The organism is Duganella radicis, assembly GCF_009720825.1.
Taxonomy (GTDB): domain Bacteria; phylum Pseudomonadota; class Gammaproteobacteria; order Burkholderiales; family Burkholderiaceae_D; genus Rugamonas; species Rugamonas radicis.
Genome location: NZ_WNKY01000001.1, coordinates 619,334 through 637,396, shown reverse-complemented (window position 1 = coordinate 637,396; position 18,063 = coordinate 619,334). Strand labels below are relative to the sequence as shown.

General features: G+C 64.4%; 19 protein-coding genes. 11 read left to right on the top strand and 8 right to left on the bottom strand.

Features of this window, described 5'->3' with window-relative positions; genetic code table 11:
* The first annotated feature begins 85 nt into the window (after positions 1-85).
* The 5 genes from GM676_RS02605 to GM676_RS02585 all read left to right on the top strand — a co-directional run bounded on the left by GM676_RS02605 (position 86) and on the right by GM676_RS02585 (position 5,642).
* Positions 86-1,807, top strand: a complete 1,722-nt coding sequence (locus GM676_RS02605) for an ATP-binding protein (protein WP_155461806.1) — start codon at positions 86-88, stop codon at positions 1,805-1,807.
* An 81-nt stretch (positions 1,808-1,888) separates the two neighbouring features.
* Positions 1,889-2,296: a DUF2141 domain-containing protein gene (locus tag GM676_RS02600; protein ID WP_155461805.1), complete on the top strand. Its 408-nt coding sequence runs from the start codon at positions 1,889-1,891 to the stop codon at positions 2,294-2,296.
* A 12-nt stretch (positions 2,297-2,308) separates the two neighbouring features.
* Positions 2,309-3,715: a carotenoid oxygenase family protein gene (locus GM676_RS02595; protein WP_155461804.1), complete on the top strand. Its 1,407-nt coding sequence runs from the start codon at positions 2,309-2,311 to the stop codon at positions 3,713-3,715.
* A complete protein-coding gene (locus GM676_RS02590) occupies positions 3,712-4,878 on the top strand; it encodes a sensor histidine kinase (protein WP_155461803.1) in 1,167 nt (388 codons plus the stop codon). Before GM676_RS02595 ends, GM676_RS02590 begins: the two co-directional genes overlap by 4 nt.
* 20 nt (positions 4,879-4,898) lie before the next feature.
* On the top strand, positions 4,899-5,642 hold the full coding sequence (locus tag GM676_RS02585) for a LytR/AlgR family response regulator transcription factor (protein WP_229262509.1): 744 nt from the start codon (positions 4,899-4,901) through the stop codon (positions 5,640-5,642).
* Here the strand turns inward: GM676_RS02585 and purT are convergent, their stop codons facing one another.
* Together purT and GM676_RS02575 are read right to left on the bottom strand one after the other, a co-directional pair.
* Complete coding sequence (gene purT / locus GM676_RS02580) at positions 5,643-6,854, bottom strand: formate-dependent phosphoribosylglycinamide formyltransferase (protein ID WP_155461801.1); 1,212 nt, start codon at positions 6,852-6,854, stop codon at positions 5,643-5,645.
* Between the two features lie 14 nt (positions 6,855-6,868).
* Positions 6,869-7,615, bottom strand: a complete 747-nt coding sequence (locus GM676_RS02575; RefSeq protein WP_155461800.1) for a DUF481 domain-containing protein — start codon at positions 7,613-7,615, stop codon at positions 6,869-6,871.
* Between the two features lie 140 nt (positions 7,616-7,755).
* Between GM676_RS02575 and GM676_RS02570 the strand changes: the two genes are divergently transcribed.
* On the top strand, positions 7,756-8,097 hold the full coding sequence (locus tag GM676_RS02570) for a DUF4124 domain-containing protein (protein ID WP_170304196.1): 342 nt from the start codon (positions 7,756-7,758) through the stop codon (positions 8,095-8,097).
* Here the strand turns inward: GM676_RS02570 and GM676_RS02565 are convergent.
* Complete coding sequence (locus GM676_RS02565) at positions 8,084-8,986, bottom strand: LysR family transcriptional regulator (RefSeq protein ID WP_155461798.1); 903 nt, start codon at positions 8,984-8,986, stop codon at positions 8,084-8,086. The two genes, GM676_RS02570 and GM676_RS02565, sit on opposite strands and share 14 nt — an antisense overlap.
* A gap of 93 nt (positions 8,987-9,079) precedes the next feature.
* Between GM676_RS02565 and GM676_RS02560 the strand changes: the two genes are divergently transcribed.
* Positions 9,080-10,030 carry an NAD(P)H-binding protein gene (locus tag GM676_RS02560; RefSeq protein ID WP_155461797.1) on the top strand — a complete coding sequence of 317 codons (951 nt, stop codon included), beginning with the start codon at positions 9,080-9,082 and terminating at the stop codon, positions 10,028-10,030.
* Here GM676_RS02560 and GM676_RS32730 read toward each other — a convergent pair.
* The 3 genes from GM676_RS32730 to GM676_RS02545 form a co-directional block, all read right to left on the bottom strand.
* On the bottom strand, positions 9,999-10,799 hold the full coding sequence (locus GM676_RS32730) for a beta/gamma crystallin-related protein (protein WP_155461796.1): 801 nt from the start codon (positions 10,797-10,799) through the stop codon (positions 9,999-10,001). The genes GM676_RS02560 and GM676_RS32730 overlap by 32 nt on opposite strands.
* A 74-nt stretch (positions 10,800-10,873) precedes the next feature.
* Entirely contained in the window at positions 10,874-11,332 is a 459-nt protein-coding gene (locus tag GM676_RS02550; RefSeq protein WP_155461795.1) for an Lrp/AsnC family transcriptional regulator, read from the bottom strand.
* Between the two features lie 357 nt (positions 11,333-11,689).
* Positions 11,690-12,988 (bottom strand): NCS2 family permease, encoded by a 1,299-nt coding sequence (locus GM676_RS02545; RefSeq protein ID WP_155461794.1) that lies wholly within the window; start codon positions 12,986-12,988, stop codon positions 11,690-11,692.
* A gap of 126 nt (positions 12,989-13,114) precedes the next feature.
* Here GM676_RS02545 and GM676_RS02540 point away from each other — a divergent pair, with 126 nt between their 5' ends.
* Genes GM676_RS02540 through GM676_RS02530 form a run of 3 tightly spaced genes read left to right on the top strand, consistent with a single transcriptional unit; the run spans position 13,115 to position 16,550 of the window.
* On the top strand, positions 13,115-13,462 hold the full coding sequence (locus tag GM676_RS02540; protein ID WP_155461793.1) for an STAS domain-containing protein: 348 nt from the start codon (positions 13,115-13,117) through the stop codon (positions 13,460-13,462).
* Positions 13,459-14,427 (top strand): MBL fold metallo-hydrolase, encoded by a 969-nt coding sequence (locus GM676_RS02535; RefSeq protein WP_155461792.1) that lies wholly within the window; start codon positions 13,459-13,461, stop codon positions 14,425-14,427. The genes GM676_RS02540 and GM676_RS02535 overlap by 4 nt, the downstream gene beginning before the upstream one ends.
* 8 nt (positions 14,428-14,435) lie before the next feature.
* Positions 14,436-16,550, top strand: a complete 2,115-nt coding sequence (locus tag GM676_RS02530; RefSeq protein WP_155461791.1) for a SpoIIE family protein phosphatase — start codon at positions 14,436-14,438, stop codon at positions 16,548-16,550.
* Here GM676_RS02530 and GM676_RS02525 read toward each other — a convergent pair.
* Positions 16,547-17,137 carry an OmpA family protein gene (locus GM676_RS02525; RefSeq protein WP_155461790.1) on the bottom strand — a complete coding sequence of 197 codons (591 nt, stop codon included), beginning with the start codon at positions 17,135-17,137 and terminating at the stop codon, positions 16,547-16,549. The two genes, GM676_RS02530 and GM676_RS02525, sit on opposite strands and share 4 nt — an antisense overlap.
* Positions 17,138-17,140: 3 nt before the next feature.
* Entirely contained in the window at positions 17,141-17,581 is a 441-nt protein-coding gene (locus tag GM676_RS02520; RefSeq protein WP_371866074.1) for a FecR family protein, read from the bottom strand.
* 40 nt (positions 17,582-17,621) lie between these two features.
* Here GM676_RS02520 and GM676_RS02515 point away from each other — a divergent pair, with 40 nt between their 5' ends.
* Entirely contained in the window at positions 17,622-18,041 is a 420-nt protein-coding gene (locus tag GM676_RS02515) for an ATP-binding protein (RefSeq protein WP_155461789.1), read from the top strand.
* The last annotated feature ends 22 nt before the right edge of the window (positions 18,042-18,063 follow it).

The following is an 18,063-nucleotide window of genomic DNA, read 5'->3' as shown; positions in this document are numbered from 1 at the left end:
ATAGCGTAAATATTGTCAGAATGGTTTGGCATTAAAGCCACGGCCGAGTTATATTTTCTCATCCTGTTCATAGCGAGTCTAAACCTTGTCCCTGCCTTCCAACGATGCGCTGATTGTGTCGGCATCCGTGCTATTCGCCACGCTGGTCGCGCTGCTGTCGGTGGTGAGCATCGCCCGCCAGAAGACCGAGCGGGAGGCGGCGCAGCGCCGCGGCAGCGAGAGCGAGCGGCGCGCCCGGGTGCTGGCCGATACGCTGCCGCTGCTGATCGCCTACCTGGACCGCGACCTGCGCTACCGCTTCGCCAACGCTTATTACCGCACCCAGTGGGGCATCGCCCCCGAAACCATGATCGGCAAAACCGTCAGTGAGGTGTTTGGCGCGGCGGCGGAGCCGTGGCTGGAAGAGCTGCGCGCGGCGCTGGACGGGCGCCGCTTGCATTTCGAGCGCGACTTCCACGGCCCCGATGGCGTGCACCACTTCCTGGTGGATCTGGTGCCGGATCTGGCGCCGGACGGCAAGGTGCTGGGCTTTTACCTGACCGCGATGAATATCACGGACCGCAAGAACAGCGAGCAGCGTGCCGAAGCGGCCAGCCGCGCCAAGAGTGAATTCGTGGCCAATATGAGCCATGAGATCCGTACGCCGATGAATGCGGTGCTGGGCGTGGCCTACCTGCTGGAGAATACCGCGCTCAGCGCCAGCCAGCAGGAGTACGTCGGCATGATACGGTCGTCCGGCCAGGTGCTGCTGGGGATTCTGAACGATGTGCTGGACTTTTCCAAGATCGAGGCCGGCCGCATGGAGCTGGCGCCGGCCGCGTTCCGCCCGCGCGAGGTGCTCGATTCGGTCGCCAATGTGATGACGCTGAACGCCAGCGCGCGCGGCATCGGCTTGTCGATCGGCGCCGATGCGGACGTGCCGCCGGTGCTGGTGGGCGACGCCATGCGCTTGCAGCAGATTCTCATCAACCTGGTCGGCAATGCGATCAAGTTCACTGAACGTGGCGGCGTGACGCTGCGGGTGGCGTCGCAGCCGTACCAGGGCGAGGGCGTGCGCCTGCGTTTCTCAGTGCGCGACACCGGCATAGGCATGGACACGGAACAGCAAAGCCGGCTGTTTTCCGCTTTCAGCCAGGCCGACGCTTCCACCACGCGGCGCTTTGGCGGCACCGGGCTTGGGCTGGCGATCTGCCGCCGTCTGGCTGAGCTGATGGGCGGCGACATCACGGTACGCAGCATGCAGGGCGCCGGCAGCGAATTCGTGGTGACGCTGCCATTTGTGGTCGGCGACGCCAATGCCAGGGTTGAGCCGCCAGTGTGGCAAAACGCGCCGACGCAAGGCTGGCTGCTGGACGAGCCGCAAACCCCGGCGCCAGCTCCGGTGGCGGTCGTGGCGCCGGCCATGGAAGACACGCCGCGCTTGCAGGGCGTTCGCCTGCTGCTGGTGGAGGACCATCCACTCAATCAGGTGGTGGCGCGCGGCATGCTGGAACACGCCGGCGCCAGCGTCGACCTGGCGGAAAACGGCCAGCTGGCGGTGGAGCGTTTGCGCGACCGTGCGGCCGATTACGACATCGTGCTGATGGACGTGCAGATGCCGGTGATGGACGGCTTCGAGGCCACGCGCCAGATACGGCGGCAACTGGGCCTCAAGCTGCCGATATTGGCGATGACGGCCGGCGTGATGCAATCGGAGCAGGACCAGTGCATTGCCGCCGGCATGGACGATTTCATCGCCAAGCCGGTCGATGTGGAGCAGATGCTGGACATCATTTCGCGCCACTGGGACGCGATTCGCGCGCGCTAGGCGCATTTCGTCGCAAGCCGGCGCGGACTGGCGCGGTGCTGGATAAAGTGGCATCACACTTCATCCACACAGGAGCCCAGCATGTCCAGGTTTATTCTCGCCGCACTGTTTGCGGCCGCCGCGCCGGCGTTTGCCGCCGATCTGACCATCAACGTGGAGGGCGTGTCCAGCGCCGACGGCCAGGTGATGGTCGCCATCTACAACTCCGCCGAGACTTTTCCCACCAAGCCGCTGCGCGCCCTGACGGCGCCGGCCCACGACGGCACGGTACAACTGGTGGCGGCGGAACTGCCGGCCGGAGAATATGCGTTCGCGCTGTATCACGACGCCAATGGCAACGGCAAGCTGGATCGCAATCCGGTTGGCATGCCGATCGAGGACTACGCTTTCAGTAACAACGCCATCGGCAAGCGCGGCGCCCCGCACTTTGAGGATGCGCGCATCGTGCTGCCGGCCGGCGGCGCCAGCACCACCGTCAACCTGCGCTAACCGGAGGCTGACATGACCAACCGCCGCCAATTCCTTGGCTTTGCCGCCATGTGTCTCGCCTCCTTCCCGGCGCTGGCCGACAGCGCCGGCGACTTGTCCGGCAGCGCCACCGTGCTTGGCCGCCTGCCGCCGGACCTGAACGGCATCTTCTACCGCAATGGGCCGGGGCGCTATGCGCTGGGCGGCGAACGCTATCACCATCTGTTCGATGGCGACGGCTTCGCGCAGCGCTGGCAGATCGCCGATGGCAAGGTAAGCCACATTGGCCGCTACGTCGCCACGCAAAAGTTTGAGGAAGAGAGCAAGGCAGGGCGCTTTCTGTATCCGGCTTTCGGCACCTATGTCGGCCGCAAGGGCGTAAAGAATAATGACACCATCAACGTCGCCAATACCAATCTGCTGCCGTTCAACGGCGGCTTGTACGCACTGTGGGAAGGTGGCTCGGCCACCGAGATGGACCCGCAAACCCTGGCCACGCGCGGCATCAAGACCTGGCGCAAGGATCTGAAGGCCATGCCATTTTCCGCGCATCCCAAAATGGACCCGGAGGGCGGCTTGTGGAACTTCGGGAATATGCCGGGCGCGGATCAGCTGCTCATCTATCGCCTGAACCAGCGGGGCGAAGTCACCCGCACCGCCATGATCCCGGTGCCCCAGCTGAACATGGTGCACGACTTCGTGGTCAGCGGGCGTCACCTGATCTTCCTGCTGGCGCCTTACGACATGCGCCCAGGCCCGGAGCGCAGCCTGGGCGAAAGCCTGTACTGGGAGGGCGACAAGCGACCGTTGCGCGCGGTGGTGGTCGCCAAGGACACGTTGACGCTACGCCAGGTCTTCGAGCTGCCGGCGCGTTCGGTTTTCCATCTGGGGAATGCCTACGAAGACGGCGCCTGTACGCGGCTGGACGCGGTGCTGCACGATGGCGACGCACTGGTCAAGACGGCGCTGGAAGTGCGTGGACAGATACGCCCGGTCAGCGCGTACGGCAGCAACACGGTGCAGATCACGCTGGATTACGCCAGCGGCCAGGCACGCGAGGCGCGCCTGTTCGGCGTAAGCGAATTCCCGCGCGTGGCGCCGCAAGTGGTGTCGGCGCGCCACCGCAAGCTGCTGGTGCTGGGCGCCAGCGGACGCGAACTGATATTGGACAGCGTGAACCTGATCGATACCGATAGCGGAAAAGTCGACGGCTACGCCTTCGGCGCCGGCTGGGAAGTGGAAGAGCATGTGCTGGTGCCGCGCCGTGGCGCGCGTTCGGAGACCGACGGCTACGTGGTCGGCGTGGCGCAGGACAAGCATCACGGCCAAACCGTGCTGACGGTGTTTGATGCGCACAACATCAAGGCCGGTCCAATGGCGTTGGCGCGCCTGCCATATCGCGCGCCGCTTTGCTTTCATGGTAACTTTCTGGCGACATGAAAAATACCGACCATATTCCCTCGCTGGCCCACCCGTTGGAGTTGATACCGCTGTTTCGCCGCTGGCCGCGTTCAACCGCCCGCGACATGCTGTACACCGTCATCTGGAGCAGCGGCATGGGCCTGACGTTTGCCGCGCTGGAGGCGGTGCTGCTGCGCCAGGACGCGCTGGCCGCGCAAAACATCTGGCCTTTGCTGCTGATGTCCAACCTGATTGGCGCCATGATTCATGCCGGCTCGGTGCTGTCCAACCGCTTCCTGCATGGCTGGCCGCGCCGCGCGCGCGGACTGCCGCGCGTTTTATTCAGCATGGCGCTGATGGGCGTCAGCGTCCCGCTGGGCATCGCGCTGGGGAACCTGATCTGGCGCGGCACCAATCCCCTCAAGCTGCTGACCAATCGCAGCGTGATGACCGAGGCGCTGGTGATCGGCGCGGTGGTGGCGCTGCTGCTGTATATGGTGCGCCGCGCCGCCGACCAGCGCGCCGCCAAGGCGGTGGAGGAGGCGCGCCAGAAGGAATTCCTCGCCTCCAGCGCGCGCATGCTGGCCGAAGCGCGGCTGCGCGCCTTGCAGGCGCAGATCGAGCCGCACTTCCTGTATAACACGCTGGCCAATGTGGTCAGTCTGATCGGCCCGCGGCCAGCGCAGGCGCAGCACATGCTGGAACGCTTCATCGATTATCTGCGTGCCAGCCTGGCGGCCAGCCGCAGCGAGGAAGCCACGCTGGATTCCGAGAGCAAGCTGATAGCGGCCTATCTGGATGTGCTGGCGGTGCGCATGGGTGAGCGCCTGCGCTACCGCATCGAACTGCCGGACGAGCTGCGGCAGTTCCGTATCGCGCCGATGCTGCTGCAACCGGTGGTGGAAAACGCCATCGCCCATGGCCTGGAACCGAAAGTGGAGGGCGGCGAGATCGTCGTCAGCGCGCGGATAGAGGGGGCGCAGGTCGCCATCCGCATCAGCGATACCGGCGCGGGACTGAACGAAGCGGCGTCGCGCAAGCCGGGCGGCGGCGTAGGCCTGAGCAATCTGCGCGAGCGCCTGCGCAGTTTGTACGGCGCCGCCGCTAAGGTAGAATTATCGGAAAATCAACCTTGCGGCATGACGGTGCGCCTGATGCTGCCTTTGAATGCGAGTCCAACATCGATACCATCCGTGCCCTGATCGCCGACGACGAAGCCCATTTGCGGGAATACCTGGAAGGCCAGCTGAAGACTGTGTGGCCCGAACTGCGCGTGGTGGCGCGCGCCGCCAACGGCATTGAAGCCCTCGGCATGATCGATACCGAAGCGCCGGACGTGGTGTTCCTCGATATCCGCATGCCCGGCCTGACGGGGATCGATGTCGCCGCACGGCTGGCCAGCGGCGCGCGGCCGCCGCACATCGTGTTCGTCACGGCCTACGACCAATACGCGGTGGAGGCGTTCGAACATTCGGCGGTGGATTATCTGCTCAAGCCCGCGAGCCTGGAACGTCTGGAGAAAACCGTGGCCAAGCTGAAGGCGCGCCTGGCCAGGCCGGCGGAGGCGGTGCCGGCGGCTGCCTTGCAGGCCTTGCTGGCGCAATTGAGCGGCGCCGCGCCGGCAGTCGTACCCGCCGCCGCGCCGCTGCAATGGATACGCGCCTCGCACGGCGATGAAACGCGCCTGATCCCGATCGAGGATGTGATCTACTTCCAGAGCAACGACAAATACACCAGCGTGTTCGTGGCGGATGGCGAAAGCCTGATACGCACGCCGATCAGCAAGCTGCGCGAGCAGCTCGACGAACAGCAGTTCTGGCAGATACACCGCAGCGTGATCGTCGCCGCGCGCCACGTGGCGGGCACGCGGCAGGACTTTCGCGGACGCTTGATGGTGCAGCTGAAAGGCCGCCCGGAACAGTTGGTCGTCAGCCGTAACTACGTCGATCTGTTCCGGGGGATGTGATTACTTCCTGATGACTGGCTTGACGCGCGATGCCGCTTCCTTGGCGTTCACACGCGCGGTTTCCACGTCGCCGGCGGTGGCCAGCGCCACGCCCATGCGGCGGCGGGCGAACGATTCCGGCTTGCCGAACAGGCGGATGTCGCTGTTGGGCACGCGCAGCGCATCGGCCACGCCTTCAAAGGCGATGCCCGCCGCTTCATGCTGGCCATAGATCACGGCCGAAGCGCCAGGCGCTTTCAGCGCGACGTTGACCGGCAGGCCGAGGATGGCCTTGGCGTGCAGTTCGAATTCGCTTTGCACCTGGGTCGCCATGGTTACCATGCCGGTGTCGTGCGGACGCGGGCTCACTTCCGAGAACCACACCATGTCGTTCTTGACGAACAGCTCGACGCCGAACAGGCCCAGGCCACCGAGGTCGCCGGTCACCTTGGCGGCGATGTCGCGCGCGCGTTCCAGCGCCACCGGGTCCATGCGGCACGGCTGCCAGGATTCGACGTAGTCGCCATGCACCTGCACGTGGCCGATAGGATCGCAGAACTGCGTCACCACCTTGCCGTCTTCGCCCAGCGAGCGCACGGTCAGCAGCGTGATTTCGTAGTCGAAGTCGATGAAGCCTTCAACGATCACGCGGCCGGAATCCACGCGGCTGCCGGCGGCGGCGTAGTCCCATGCGGCTTTGACGTCGGCGGCGGAGTCCACCTTCGACTGGCCTTTGCCCGACGACGACATCACCGGCTTGACCACGCAAGGGAAGCCCACTGCGGCGGCGCCGGCTTCGAGTTCTTCCAGGCTGCTGGCGAAACGGTAGGGCGAGGTGGCCAGGCCCAGCGTCTCGGCGGCCAGGCGGCGGATGCCTTCGCGGTTCATGGTCAGCTGCGCGGCGCGCGCGGTCGGAATGCAGGTGATCTTGCCGGCCGCTTCCAGCTCCGCCAGTTTATCGGTGGCGATGGCTTCGATCTCAGGCACCACCAGATCCGGCTTCTCCTGCTCGATCAGCGCGGCCAGCGCGGCGCCGTCGGTCATGTTGATGACGTGGGCGCGGTGCGCAACCTGATGGCCAGGCGCGTTCGGATAGCGGTCCACGGCGATCACTTCCACGCCCAGGCGTTGCAGCGCGATGATGACTTCCTTGCCGAGTTCACCGGAGCCCAGCAGCATGACTTTGGTGGCGGTTGGAGACAGGGGGGTACCGAGAGTGCGTGGAGTGTTCATGGATTTTCTTGAAGTTAGAAGGAGTAAACCAGCGTTACCGAAGTCTGGGTATCGGTGTTCTTTTTATCGGCCGGCACGTTGGTGTCGTTGCGGATGTTGTAGGCCGCCTTCATCTGCATCGTGCTGTTGATTTTGGTGAGCAGCGCGGTTTCGGCCATCGAGTGGATATTCGAGGTCCCGCGTTCGACGCTCATGGTCTGGCGGAACTGGGCGCTGTCGCTCAGCTTCCATTTCAGGTTGGCCGCGCCACGGATGGTCATGCCGTTTTCGGTATTGCCTTCCGAGCGCACGCCACGGAAGTAGCCCGGACCGATTTCCACGTCCAGCGTGTGGGTGTCCGATTGATAGGTCTGGGTGCCGTAGCCGACGCCGATGGTCGAGTAGCGGGTGTAGGCGCCGAAACGGTCGTCGACGTGGGTGGCGAGGGCGAACAGTTTGCCGTGATCGTCGTGCAGCAGTTTGTAGCCCGCTTTGGCGGACAGCGAATAGCGCTGCGCCGAACGCTCGCGGATTTTTTCGCCGTCGTCGCCGGTGACTTCCTCGTCCTTGAAGTAGCCCGACAGGATGTATTCATTGCTCCACTTGGCGGTTTCCTGCTTGGCGTCGATTTTGCCGGTGACCGAAGTGCCTACCGTGTTGCCCGAGGTGGAGATCGCGCCCAATTCCGCCGAGGTATTCCAGCCGTGGGCAGTGGCCGGGTCGATCGAATCGGCTGCCGCGTGGCCTGCCGCCAGCGCGCCGAGGATGAGGAGATATTTCATTGGGACCTGCGTCATGCTGAGAGAAGGCGATATTGTAACCGACATAGAGCGACAATGCCGCCTCATAGGCGTGCGGACTCGCACAGACGGCGGCCGCGCGCGGGCCGATGATAGTGTCACTTGTTAAAGGGGCATCGATCATGAAACTCATCTTATGCGCGGCATTGGCCGCGACGTGCGGCACGGCTGGCGCCGCGGTGAATAAATGCGTGGACCCGGAAGGGCATGTGTTGTACACGGATGTGGACTGCCCGCAGGGGGCGACCATGCAGGCGCAGGAGGACGAACGCCCGGACGTGCAGGCCGCGCCGCCGGTACTGCCGCCTGTGACCACGCCGGCGCCGCGCAGCCGCTGGGCCGATCTGCCGCGGCCATTGGTGCGCAAAGCCAGCATCGACATGACCACGCTGAAGGCCGCGCACGAAAACATGCAGTTGGAGGAAGCGCTGCACAAGTCGCGCCGGCTGCTCACTTCCCGTTGATGTAATCTTCCAGCCCGGCGGCCAGCGCAGTGTAGACGGCGGAGCAGGCCGGATTGCTGCGCAGGTTTTCGTGCATGGCGAGCCAGGTTTCCAATGGAATGGTCAGCAGGCCGGGAATCACGCGCACCAGCGACGGATCGCGCTCGGCCAGCCGCACCTGGCAAATGCCGATGCCGAGTCCAGCGCGTATCGATGCCAGATGTACCAGATCGCTGTCGCTGCGGACGGCATAGCTGCCGCCTTCCAGGGCGGACAGCAGCGGCATGATATTGCGCGTGCGCGCGCTTTCGCGATCGATGCCGATCAGCGCGTGCCGCGCCAGTTCCTGCCATGTGGCCGGCGTGCCGTGGCGTTCCAGATAATCGCGGTGCGCATGGAATCCCAGATCGATATTGCCGACGCGCCGCGCCACCAGCACATCCTGTTCCGGGCGCTGCATGCGCACCGCGATGTCGGCGTCGCGCCGCAGCAGATTCTCGATGCGGTTGGACACCGCCAGCTCAATCGTGATGCCGGGATGGGTGGCGCGCAGCCGCGCCAATATCGGCGGCAGCACTTCCACGCTGACCACTTCACTGGCGGTGACGCGCACCGAGCCTTTGAGTTGTGCATTTTCGCCGCGCCCCAGGCCGGAGGCGGCGCGCAGCAGAGCGGAGGAGGCGGATTCCAGCGTCTCCGCATATGGCAGCAGGGCGTGGGCGGCGTCGGTGGCGATAAAGCCGGCCTGCGAGCGGGTGAACAAGGACATGCCCAACGCCTGTTCCAGCGCATCGACATGCCGCCCGATCGTGGGTTGCGTCAGGCCGAGCGCACGCGCCGCGCCCGAGAGCGAGCCTTCCCGCAGCACGGCGAGGAAGGAGCGGTAGAGGTCCCAGTTTGGTTCGGTCATACGAAATTGTATAGCGGCTATGCGGCTTTCGGTAATTTTCTTTTAGCTCGCGGCGGGAGACACTGCCTGCATCGACAAACAAGGGAGATCATCATGGAAGCATTGGTACTGGGGGCGACTGGCGGCATCGGTGGCGAAGTGGCGCGTTTGCTGGTGGCGCGCGGCTGGAAGGTGAAGGCGCTGAACCGCGCGCCCAAACAGGGCGACGGCCTGCACTGGATCGTTGGCGACGCCATGAAGCGCGACGATGTCATCAGCGCGGCGCAAGGCGTGCAGTTGATCGTGCATGCGGTGAATCCACCGGGCTACCGCAACTGGGGCAGGCTGGTGCTGCCAATGATGGACAACACCATCGCCGCCGCCCGCGCTTGCGGCGCGCGCATCCTGCTGCCGGGGACTGTCTACAACTACGGCCCGGACGTGCTGCCACATATTCATGAAGATGCCCCGCAGCGGCCAATCACGCGCAAAGGCGTCATCCGCGTGGAGATGGAACGCCGCCTGAAGGACAGCGGCCTGCCGGTGCTGATCGTGAGGGCGGGGGATTTCTTCGGTCCTAAAGCCGGCAACAACTGGTTCGCGCAAGGCTTGATCAAGCCGGGCAAGCCGGTTACGGCGATCGCCAATCCGGCCGCACCGGGAGTGGGCCATCAATGGGCGTATCTGCCGGATGTGGCGGAAACCATGGTGCGGCTGGTGGAGCGCGCGGAAGCGCTGCCGCTGTTCGCCAACTATCAGATGCAGGGACACTGGGATGCGGACGGCACGCAGATGCCGGCGGCGATTGCGCGCGCCGCCGGCAAGCCGGAACTGCGCGCCAGCGCCTTCCCGTGGTGGCTGACACTGGTGGCCGCGCCGTTCGTGCCGGTGTTCCGTGAGTTGCGCGAGATGCGCTATCTGTGGCGCCAGCCGGTGCGCATGTCGAACGCGCGCCTGCTGGCGGTGTTGGGCAGCGAACCGCATACGCCTTTGGACGTCGCGGTGCGCCACACCCTGGAAGGATTGGGCTGCCTCACATCCGGGGTTCGCCCGTCTTACTGTTAACCGCGATGGTATTGCCCGGCGGCGTGCTCATTTGCACGCGGTGGTTCACGCCACGGTAGTTGTAAGTCACGTCCCAGTACTCGGGCGTCTGATTGGCGATGTTTTCGCAGCGGCGCACATCGCGCGAGTAGCTGTTGTTCTGGTTGGCGACGTTGTTGCCGATGGCCGCGCCGGCGATCGCGCCGCCGGCGGTGGCGACATCACGTCCGGTGCCGCCACCGACCTGGTGACCCAGGATGCCGCCGATCAGCGCACCGGCAATCACGCCGCCGGCGTTGGGACGCGACGGCTCCTGCACCTGCTGACGCTCGACCCAGCAGCGCTGCTCGGGTGTGCCGACCACCGCGCGCACCGAATCCACCGGCACCTGCACGATGCGTTCGCTCGGACGGCGGCGCCATTCGTAGCTTGGTTGCGCGATCGGTGGCGGCGCTTCGTTGTCATAGCGGTCACGCAGCTTCACCGGACGCACCGACGAGATGCGGTTGTTCAGGCCCATGCCGCTCAGCGATTCATAGCTGCCACGGCGCAGCACCATGCATTGGCCGCGGAAGTTGGCGTCTTCGCAGACTTCCCATTGGCCGCGATCCACCACGACCGAAGAGGCGCGGTCATTGAAGCCATTGCGCGACAGGTCGCGCACCTGGCTGTTGGCGGTGAAGGCGCGGCCGCGCAGCCCATCGCCTTCATAAAAAGTGATCTGCGCAAAAGCGTGCGCTGTCATGCCCATGGCGGCAGCCGCCACGGCGATCCTGATCGTCTTGTTCATTGTCTTCTCCTTGATGGGATGAAGCTTGAATATGGACGATATCGCCAGGGGACTCTGTACGCTTACGCACAATGTCAGGGTTCGACCGAATGGGTGCGCTTCAGGCAGCGCAGCACGAAGGTGGAGCGGCTGTGCTTCAGGCCCGGCAGCTTGTAGAGCTTCTTGCGCAGGAATTCCTCATAACCGGCGGTGCCGGCCACGGCCACCTTGATCAGGTAGTCGTAGTCGCCAGTCAGCAGGTAGGCTTCCATCACCTCCGGCAGCGTGGCCAGCGCGCGGCCGAATTTCTCAAAGATTTCGTCATCGTGCCGGTCCAGCGTGACTTCGATGATGACGGTGTCGGGGTAGCCCAGCGCGGTCTGGCTGATCAGCGCCGTATAGCCCTCGATCATGCCGCCTTCCTCCAGCGCGCGCACGCGGTTCCAGCAGGGCGTGGTCGAAAGACCGACCTTTTCGGCCAGCTTGGTGTTACTCAGGCGGCCGTCGTTGCGCAGCTCGCGCAGGATGCGGCGATCCAGTTCGTCGATTTCCATCAGGATGAAATTCCATTAAATTTAATCTGAATAGGAGAATCTACTACATCTGAGCGAAATAGACGTAAATTCAGGAAGCCTATTTTTTGGCTTTCTGGCTATGCTGGTAGCATGAATACCACACAAAAAAGCTACCGATTCCGCATCGAGCCGGATGCGCCCATCGCCACGCTGGAAGCGGCGTTGCAAGTGGTGCGTCGCTTGAATATTGAGTTGCGCGCCTTGCGCACCACCGCCGTTCCGCATGGAATGGAGGTACAGATGCGCCTTGCGGCCGAAGAGGAAGATATTCTGACGCTATGCCGCATGCGCCTGCATAACCTGATCGGCGTGCTGCCGATCAGGGAAATGCCGCCGTCAGGCCGCGACGTAGCTGTACTTGATCAGGAAAACCACCGCAATCACCCATACCACCGGCTTGACCTGGCGCGCCTGGCCGGTCAGCAGTTTCAGGCCGGCGTAGGTGATGAAGCCAAACGCGATGCCGTGGGCGATGGAGTAGGTGAACGGGATCACCAGCGCGGTGATCGCGGCCGGCACGCTTTCGGTGGTGTCGCTCCAGTCCACGTCGACCAGGTCGCGTAACATCAGGCAGGCCACGAACAGCAGCGCCGGTGCGGTGGCGTAGGCCGGCACCACGCCGGCGATCGGGGCGAACAACAGGGCCGCCAGGAACAGTAGCGCCACCACCAGCGCGGTCAGGCCGGTGCGGCCTCCGGCCTGCACGCCGGCCGCGCTTTCAAGATACGCGGTGGTGCTGGAAGTGCCCAGCACCGAGCCGGCGACGATGGCGCAGCTGTCGGCCAGCAGCGCCTTGTTCAGGCGCTCCATGCGGCCGTTGACCAGCAGGCCGGCGCGCGAGGCCACGCCCATCAGGGTGCCGGTGGCGTCGAACAGTTCAACCAGGAAGAACACCAGCACCACATTGAACAGGCCCAGATTCAGGGCGCCTTGCAGGTCGAGGTGGAACAGCGTCGGTGAAATCGACGGCGGCAGCGACATGAAGCCGTGGAAGGTATTCCCGCCGAAGAAGAAGCTCAGCACCGTCACGCTGACGATGCCGATCAGCAGCGCGCCCGGTATTTTCAGGCGGTCCAGCGTGACGATCAGCAGGAAGCCGAAGATGGCCATGATGGTGTGCGGGTTGTGCATGTCGCCCACGCGCACCAGGGTTTCCGGATTGGCCACCACCAGGCCGGCGCTCTTCATCGCGATCAGGGCCAGGAACAGGCCCAGACCCACGGTGATCGCCACCCGCAGCGAATGCGGTATGCCGTTCACGATATGTTCGCGCACCTTGAACAGGCTGACCACGATGAACAGGCAGCCGGAGATGAACACCGCGCCCAGCGCCGATTGCCACGGCACGCCCATGCCCAGCACCACGGCGTAGGCGAAGTAGGCGTTCAGGCCCATGCCCGGCGCCATGCCGATCGGGTAGTTGGCGTACAGGCCCATGATGATGGTGCCCAGCGCCGCGGCCAGGCAGGTGGCGACGAACACCGCGTCCTTGGGCACGCCGGCATCGCCCAGAATGGCGGGGTTGACGAAAATGATATAGGCCATCGTCAGGAAGGTGGTGACACCTGCGACGACTTCGGTACGGACGTTGGTGCCGTGCTCCGGGAGCTTGAAAAATTGGTTAAGTGACGGCATGCGCGCTCCTGCAAATACATCAAGGGCGAAGAATAGCATGGATGGGCGCAACACTAGGTGGTGTCAAAAGGATAAAAAAATGTGATAATGAGAAAATAGTTGTATAACGCACGCCAAGGCATCATTATGGAACTACAGCCAAAACAAGAGGGCCGCACGGTTGTCTTGAGCCCCGCCGGCCGCATCGATCACACCCATGCCGATGCTTTTAAACTGGCGCTCGACCCGCATCTGGCGGACTGCCGCAAGGACGGCGCGCCGCTGGTTATCGATTTTTCCGATATCAGCTACATCAGCAGCATCGGCCTGCGCGCGCTGATGGTGGCGATCAAGCAGGTCAAGGGACAAGGTGGGCGCATGGTGCTGGCGGCTTTGCAGCCGCTGGTGCTGGAGGTGTTCACCATCAGCCGTTTCGACATGCTGTTCGAGATTTTCCCTGATCGCGCGGCAGCCGTGTCGGCGGTGGCCGCATGAAAGCACGCATCTGGGGCGCGCGCGGCTCGCTGCCGGTGGCTTTGACCCACAAGCAGGTCCGCGCCAAGCTGGTGAAGGCGCTGCAAGGCGCTGTCGGCCGCGATCTCGATACGCCGCAAAAAATCGAAGACTACATCGATAACGACCTCGGTTTCGAGGTGGCCGGCACCTATGGCGGCAATTCCAGCTGTGTTGAAGTGGAGGCCTGGGATACGGACGCCATCCATGAACACATCGTGCTCGACCTCGGGTCGGGCGCGCGTCCGCTGGCCGGCTCCAAGCTGGCCAGGTACGGGCCGGGCAAGCCGCAGACCTATCACGTCTTCATGTCGCACCTGCACTGGGACCACATCATGGGGTTCCCGTTCTTTACGCCGGCTTACATTCCGGGCAACCGCATCATCATTTACGGCTGCCATAAGGATCTGGAGACGGCGTTCCGCCGCCAGCAGGAGCCGATCAGCTTCCCGGTGGCCTTTCATCAGCTGGGCGCGACCATCGAGTTTGTGACCATGGAACCGGGTGTGCCGCTGACGGTGCGCGATGTGACGGTGACCGCCAAGCTTCAGCTGCACGCGGGCGATTCGTACGGCTACCGCCTGGAGCACGGCGGCAAGACGCTGATCTACTCCACCGATTCCGAGCACAAGCTGGATAACGCGGCCGAACGCGTGGCCTTCGTGGACTTTTTCCGCGACGCCGATCTGGTGATTTTCGACGCCATGTATTCGCTGGCCGATTCGATTTCCGTGAAGGCCGACTGGGGCCACTCCAGCAACGTGGTCGGCGTGGAGCTGTGCCAGTTGGCCGGCGTGCACAAGCTTTGCCTGTTCCACCATGAGCCGATCTACGACGACGCGCAGATTTCGCGCGTGCTGGCCGAAACGCGGCGCTACGCGGAGATTACCGGCGAGGCCCCGCTGGAGATTGTGTCCGCCTACGACGGCATGGAAATCGAGCTGTAAGCGCCGCCATGCTGCGACGTTTGCAAACTCGCGCCTGGGGTGGCGTGCGTGCCGGGCAGGGTCGGCCTCTGGCCTTGCTGTTGGCGCTGGTGCTGGCTTTGCTGCTGGCGCGCGGCGGCGACGGGCCGCTGCCGGCCTTGCGGCTTGCCTTGTTCGATGCCTACCAGGTGCATCTGCCGCGTCAGCGGCTTTCCGGTCCGGTCCACGTTGTCAATATCGATGAAGCGGCGCTGAGCGAGTACGGCCAGTGGCCCTGGCCGCGTACCTTGTTCAAGGAGCTGCTGGCGCAGATCGCGACCCAGCATCCGCTGGCCATCGGCCTGGATATCCTGATGCCTGAGCCGGACAACACCTCGCCCGACGCGCTGGCTGCGCGCATGCCGGAAGGGCGTCTGCATGATGAATTGGCCAAGCTGCCGTCGCATGATGCGCTGTTGGCGGAGCAGATGCGCCACGCGCCTATCGTGCTGGGTACAGCAGGCTTCATGCATGCCGAAGCGGGCACCAGCGACGCCGTGCGCGTGTGGCCTATGCGCGTGCATGGCGCGGCGGCCGGCGGCAACGCGGCGCTGCCGGTGATGCGCTTCCCGCAGGCGATGTCCAGTTTGCCGATGTTGCAGGCGGCGGCGCACGGGCAGGGTTTGCTGTCGGCGAATCTGGAGAAGGGCATTGTGCGGCGCGCGCCGCTGGTGGGCGCGGTCGGCGAGACGCTGGTGCCGTCGTTGTCGATGGAGCTGCTGCGCGTGGCCACCGGCAGCCCGGCCATCGAAATCGAAGCCGATGCCGACGGCGTGCATAGCGTATCGGTTGGCGACCTGCGCGTGCCGACCCTGCCGGATGGCGCGGTGTGGGTGAATTTTTCCGCGCCGGCGCAAGACCGCTACATCTCTGCGCTGGACGTGATGCGCGGCCGTCTCGATCCCTCCGCCTTGCAGGACAAGATCATCATCGTCGCCATGACAGGACTTGGCCTGAGCGACTACAAGACCAACGCGCGTGGCGATCTGCTGCCCGGTGTCGACACGCACGCGCAAATGATCGAGAGCTTCTTCGACGGCGCTTTCCTGCGCCGTCCGCAGCGGATGCGCTGGTCCGAGGTGGCGGCGTTTGCCGCGTGCAGCCTGCTGACCATCTGGCTGCTGCCGCGCCAGCGCTTGCGGGTCGGCGTGCCGATGGCGATTGCGCTGGGCGTGGCCTTGTTCGCCGCCGGCGCCTTGCTGTTCTCGCGTGCCGGCTTGCTGTTCGACGCGGGTGCTGTGGCGCTGGGCTATGCCGCCATTTGTCTCAGCCTGTTGACCAGCATGCTGGCGGCGGCGGTGCGCGACCGCAAACTGTCGGAGCGCGCCTTGCAGCTGGCGCGGGAGTCGGCGGCGCGCACCGCCGGTGAGCTGAATGCCGCGCGGCGGATTCAAATGGCCTCGCTGCCGCAGGCCGCGACCTCATTCCCGGGCGAGCGGCGTTTCGAGCTGGATGCCTTGCTGGAGCCGGCGCGCGAAGTGGGCGGCGATTTGTACGACTTCTTCAAGCTGGATGACGACCGCGTGTTCTTCATGGTCGGCGATGTGTCGGGCAAAGGTTTGCCGGCCAGCCTGTTCATGGTGGTGGCCAAGGCGCTGTCGCGCAGCATCGCCTTGCGCGGCGAGGCCGATATGGCTGCCATCATGAACGGCGCCAATCGTGAGCTGGTGCGGGAAAATCCGGAGATGCTGTTCGTGACCAGCGTGGCGGGCATACTGGATGCCGCCACCGGCCAGGTCACGCTGTGCAACGCCGGCCACGATGCGCCGCGCCGCATCACCGCCGATGGCCGGGTCGAATTGCTGCAAGCGGCGGACGGCCCGCCGCTGTGCGTGATGGACGATTTTGAATATCCGGTCCAGCAATATCGATTGCAGCCGGGCGAGAGCCTGTGCCTCACCACCGATGGCATCAGCGAGGCCATGAACGAGGCAGGGGAGTTGTACGGGAATGAGCGACTGAACCAGCTGCTGGCGGGTGTCGCCACCACCGCGCCGGCCGCCGTGGTGCAGGCGGTGCGCGATGATGTGCGCCGTCACGTGGACGGCGCCGAGGCTTCGGATGATTTGACCTTGCTGGTATTGCGCTGGAACGGCCCTGCTTAACGCACGCGGATTTCGACGCGGCGGTTGCGCGGTTCGTCCACGCCGTCCGCGGTCTGGATCAGCAGTTCGCGCTCGCCGCGCCCCTGCACCACGATCTGGTCTGGCGCAATGCCGGCTTCCACCAGAATACGCTTCACGGTTTCGGCGCGTTTCAGCGACAGGGCATCGTTGTATTCGCGCTTGGCGACGGTGTCGGTGTGGCCGATGACGATGATTTCCGGCGCCGGGCGCGAAGCCAGTTGCTCCTTGATCTGCGCCAGCTGCGCCGACGATTCCGGCGTCAGGTTGTCGCTGTCGGTGAGGAAGTAGACGACGAACACCGCCGCGCGCTGCGGCAGGGTGTCCAGCAGCGCGCCATAGCGTTTTTTGATCTCCGCGCTATCGCCGTTTGTGGCAACCGCGCCATGGCTATCGACGGCGGCGGTTTGATACGGTTTGTCCAGCACCGTGTCCTTGCCGGCCGAGGTGATGATCACCGCGCTCGGTTTGCCATCCTGATTCGGCAGCAAAGTGATTTGCTCGGTCGGTCCGCGTTGTAGTTGCGAGACAGCGGCCAGCAGGCACACAGCCCAAAGCAGCAGGGCCATGGCTTATTCCCCATCCTTGACGTCGATCACAAACTCGGTGCCGCGCACGCCCAGGATCGAGGTCGGCGTGCGGAATTGCACCGCGCCTGGCGACTGCTTGGACAGCTTGCCCGAGATGACGCCCAGCGTCCCTTTCTTCACCGTGGCATCCAGCTTGCCCTCATGCGAGGTCGGATCGAAGGCGTACTTCTCCAGCCACACGTTGCTGTTCGGGCCTACAGCCAGCAGGGTTTCGTCGCGCAGCGTGATGCCCACGCTGCCGTCGGCGCCCGTCACCACGCGGTCGCTGGCCATCAGCGCGGCGCCGGTTTTGGCCGGCGTTTTCTGGCCTTCGCGTTCGATGGCGGCGTTGCCTTTGGCGGTTTTAATCATGCCAGCCGGCAGATCGGCGGCGTTTGCAAGCAGCGAGATGGAAGCTGCAAGCATCGTTATTATTGTTTTCACGGTTCTTCTCCTAGCATAAACATTCCGATAATATGCTTGAATGGACGAAAAAGAAACCGGTATCGCACATCTGCTGCGTTTTCCGGCACGGCTGGATGCTGTTCCCGGCGCCATGGCATTCGCCGCCATGGCCCTGACGCAGTCCGGGCTGGCGCCGGGCGCGGTCGCGCGCGCCGAATTGATCCTGGAGGAGCTGCTGCGTAACAGCATCCTGCACGGCTACGGCGGCGACTCCACTCATGACGTGTGGGTGGGCGTGCGCGGCCAGGTGTTGTGCTACGAAGACGCCGCACCGCCATTCAATCCGCTGACCGAAGGCCCGCCGCCGCCCGATCCGACCCTGCCGCCGGACGAGCTGCGGGTGGGCGGCATTGGCCTGCTGCTGATACGCCAGTTGGGCAGCGCGGTGGCCTATGCCTACAGCGCAGGACACAACCGCATCGAGATCACCTTACAATAACGTCCGCGATCAACATCACACA

What these genes read in the sequence shown, in the direction of transcription:
- GM676_RS02535 (WP_155461792.1), top strand. Translation starts at nt 13,459, where the DNA reads ATGAAAGCACGCATCTGGGGCGCGCGCGGCTCGCTGCCGGTGGCTTTG.
- GM676_RS02560 (WP_155461797.1), top strand. Translation starts at nt 9,080, where the DNA reads ATGGAAGCATTGGTACTGGGGGCGACTGGCGGCATCGGTGGCGAAGTG.
- GM676_RS32730 (WP_155461796.1), bottom strand. Translation starts at nt 10,799, where the DNA reads ATGAACAAGACGATCAGGATCGCCGTGGCGGCTGCCGCCATGGGCATG.
- GM676_RS02575 (WP_155461800.1), bottom strand. Translation starts at nt 7,615, where the DNA reads ATGAAATATCTCCTCATCCTCGGCGCGCTGGCGGCAGGCCACGCGGCA.
- GM676_RS02550 (WP_155461795.1), bottom strand. Translation starts at nt 11,332, where the DNA reads ATGGAAATCGACGAACTGGATCGCCGCATCCTGCGCGAGCTGCGCAAC.
- GM676_RS02565 (WP_155461798.1), bottom strand. Translation starts at nt 8,986, where the DNA reads ATGACCGAACCAAACTGGGACCTCTACCGCTCCTTCCTCGCCGTGCTG.
- GM676_RS02515 (WP_155461789.1), top strand. Translation starts at nt 17,622, where the DNA reads ATGGACGAAAAAGAAACCGGTATCGCACATCTGCTGCGTTTTCCGGCA.
- purT (WP_155461801.1), bottom strand. Translation starts at nt 6,854, where the DNA reads ATGAACACTCCACGCACTCTCGGTACCCCCCTGTCTCCAACCGCCACC.
- GM676_RS02525 (WP_155461790.1), bottom strand. Translation starts at nt 17,137, where the DNA reads ATGGCCCTGCTGCTTTGGGCTGTGTGCCTGCTGGCCGCTGTCTCGCAA.
- GM676_RS02530 (WP_155461791.1), top strand. Translation starts at nt 14,436, where the DNA reads ATGCTGCGACGTTTGCAAACTCGCGCCTGGGGTGGCGTGCGTGCCGGG.
- GM676_RS02600 (WP_155461805.1), top strand. Translation starts at nt 1,889, where the DNA reads ATGTCCAGGTTTATTCTCGCCGCACTGTTTGCGGCCGCCGCGCCGGCG.
- GM676_RS02545 (WP_155461794.1), bottom strand. Translation starts at nt 12,988, where the DNA reads ATGCCGTCACTTAACCAATTTTTCAAGCTCCCGGAGCACGGCACCAAC.
- GM676_RS02595 (WP_155461804.1), top strand. Translation starts at nt 2,309, where the DNA reads ATGACCAACCGCCGCCAATTCCTTGGCTTTGCCGCCATGTGTCTCGCC.
- GM676_RS02540 (WP_155461793.1), top strand. Translation starts at nt 13,115, where the DNA reads ATGGAACTACAGCCAAAACAAGAGGGCCGCACGGTTGTCTTGAGCCCC.
- GM676_RS02570 (WP_170304196.1), top strand. Translation starts at nt 7,756, where the DNA reads ATGAAACTCATCTTATGCGCGGCATTGGCCGCGACGTGCGGCACGGCT.
- GM676_RS02590 (WP_155461803.1), top strand. Translation starts at nt 3,712, where the DNA reads ATGAAAAATACCGACCATATTCCCTCGCTGGCCCACCCGTTGGAGTTG.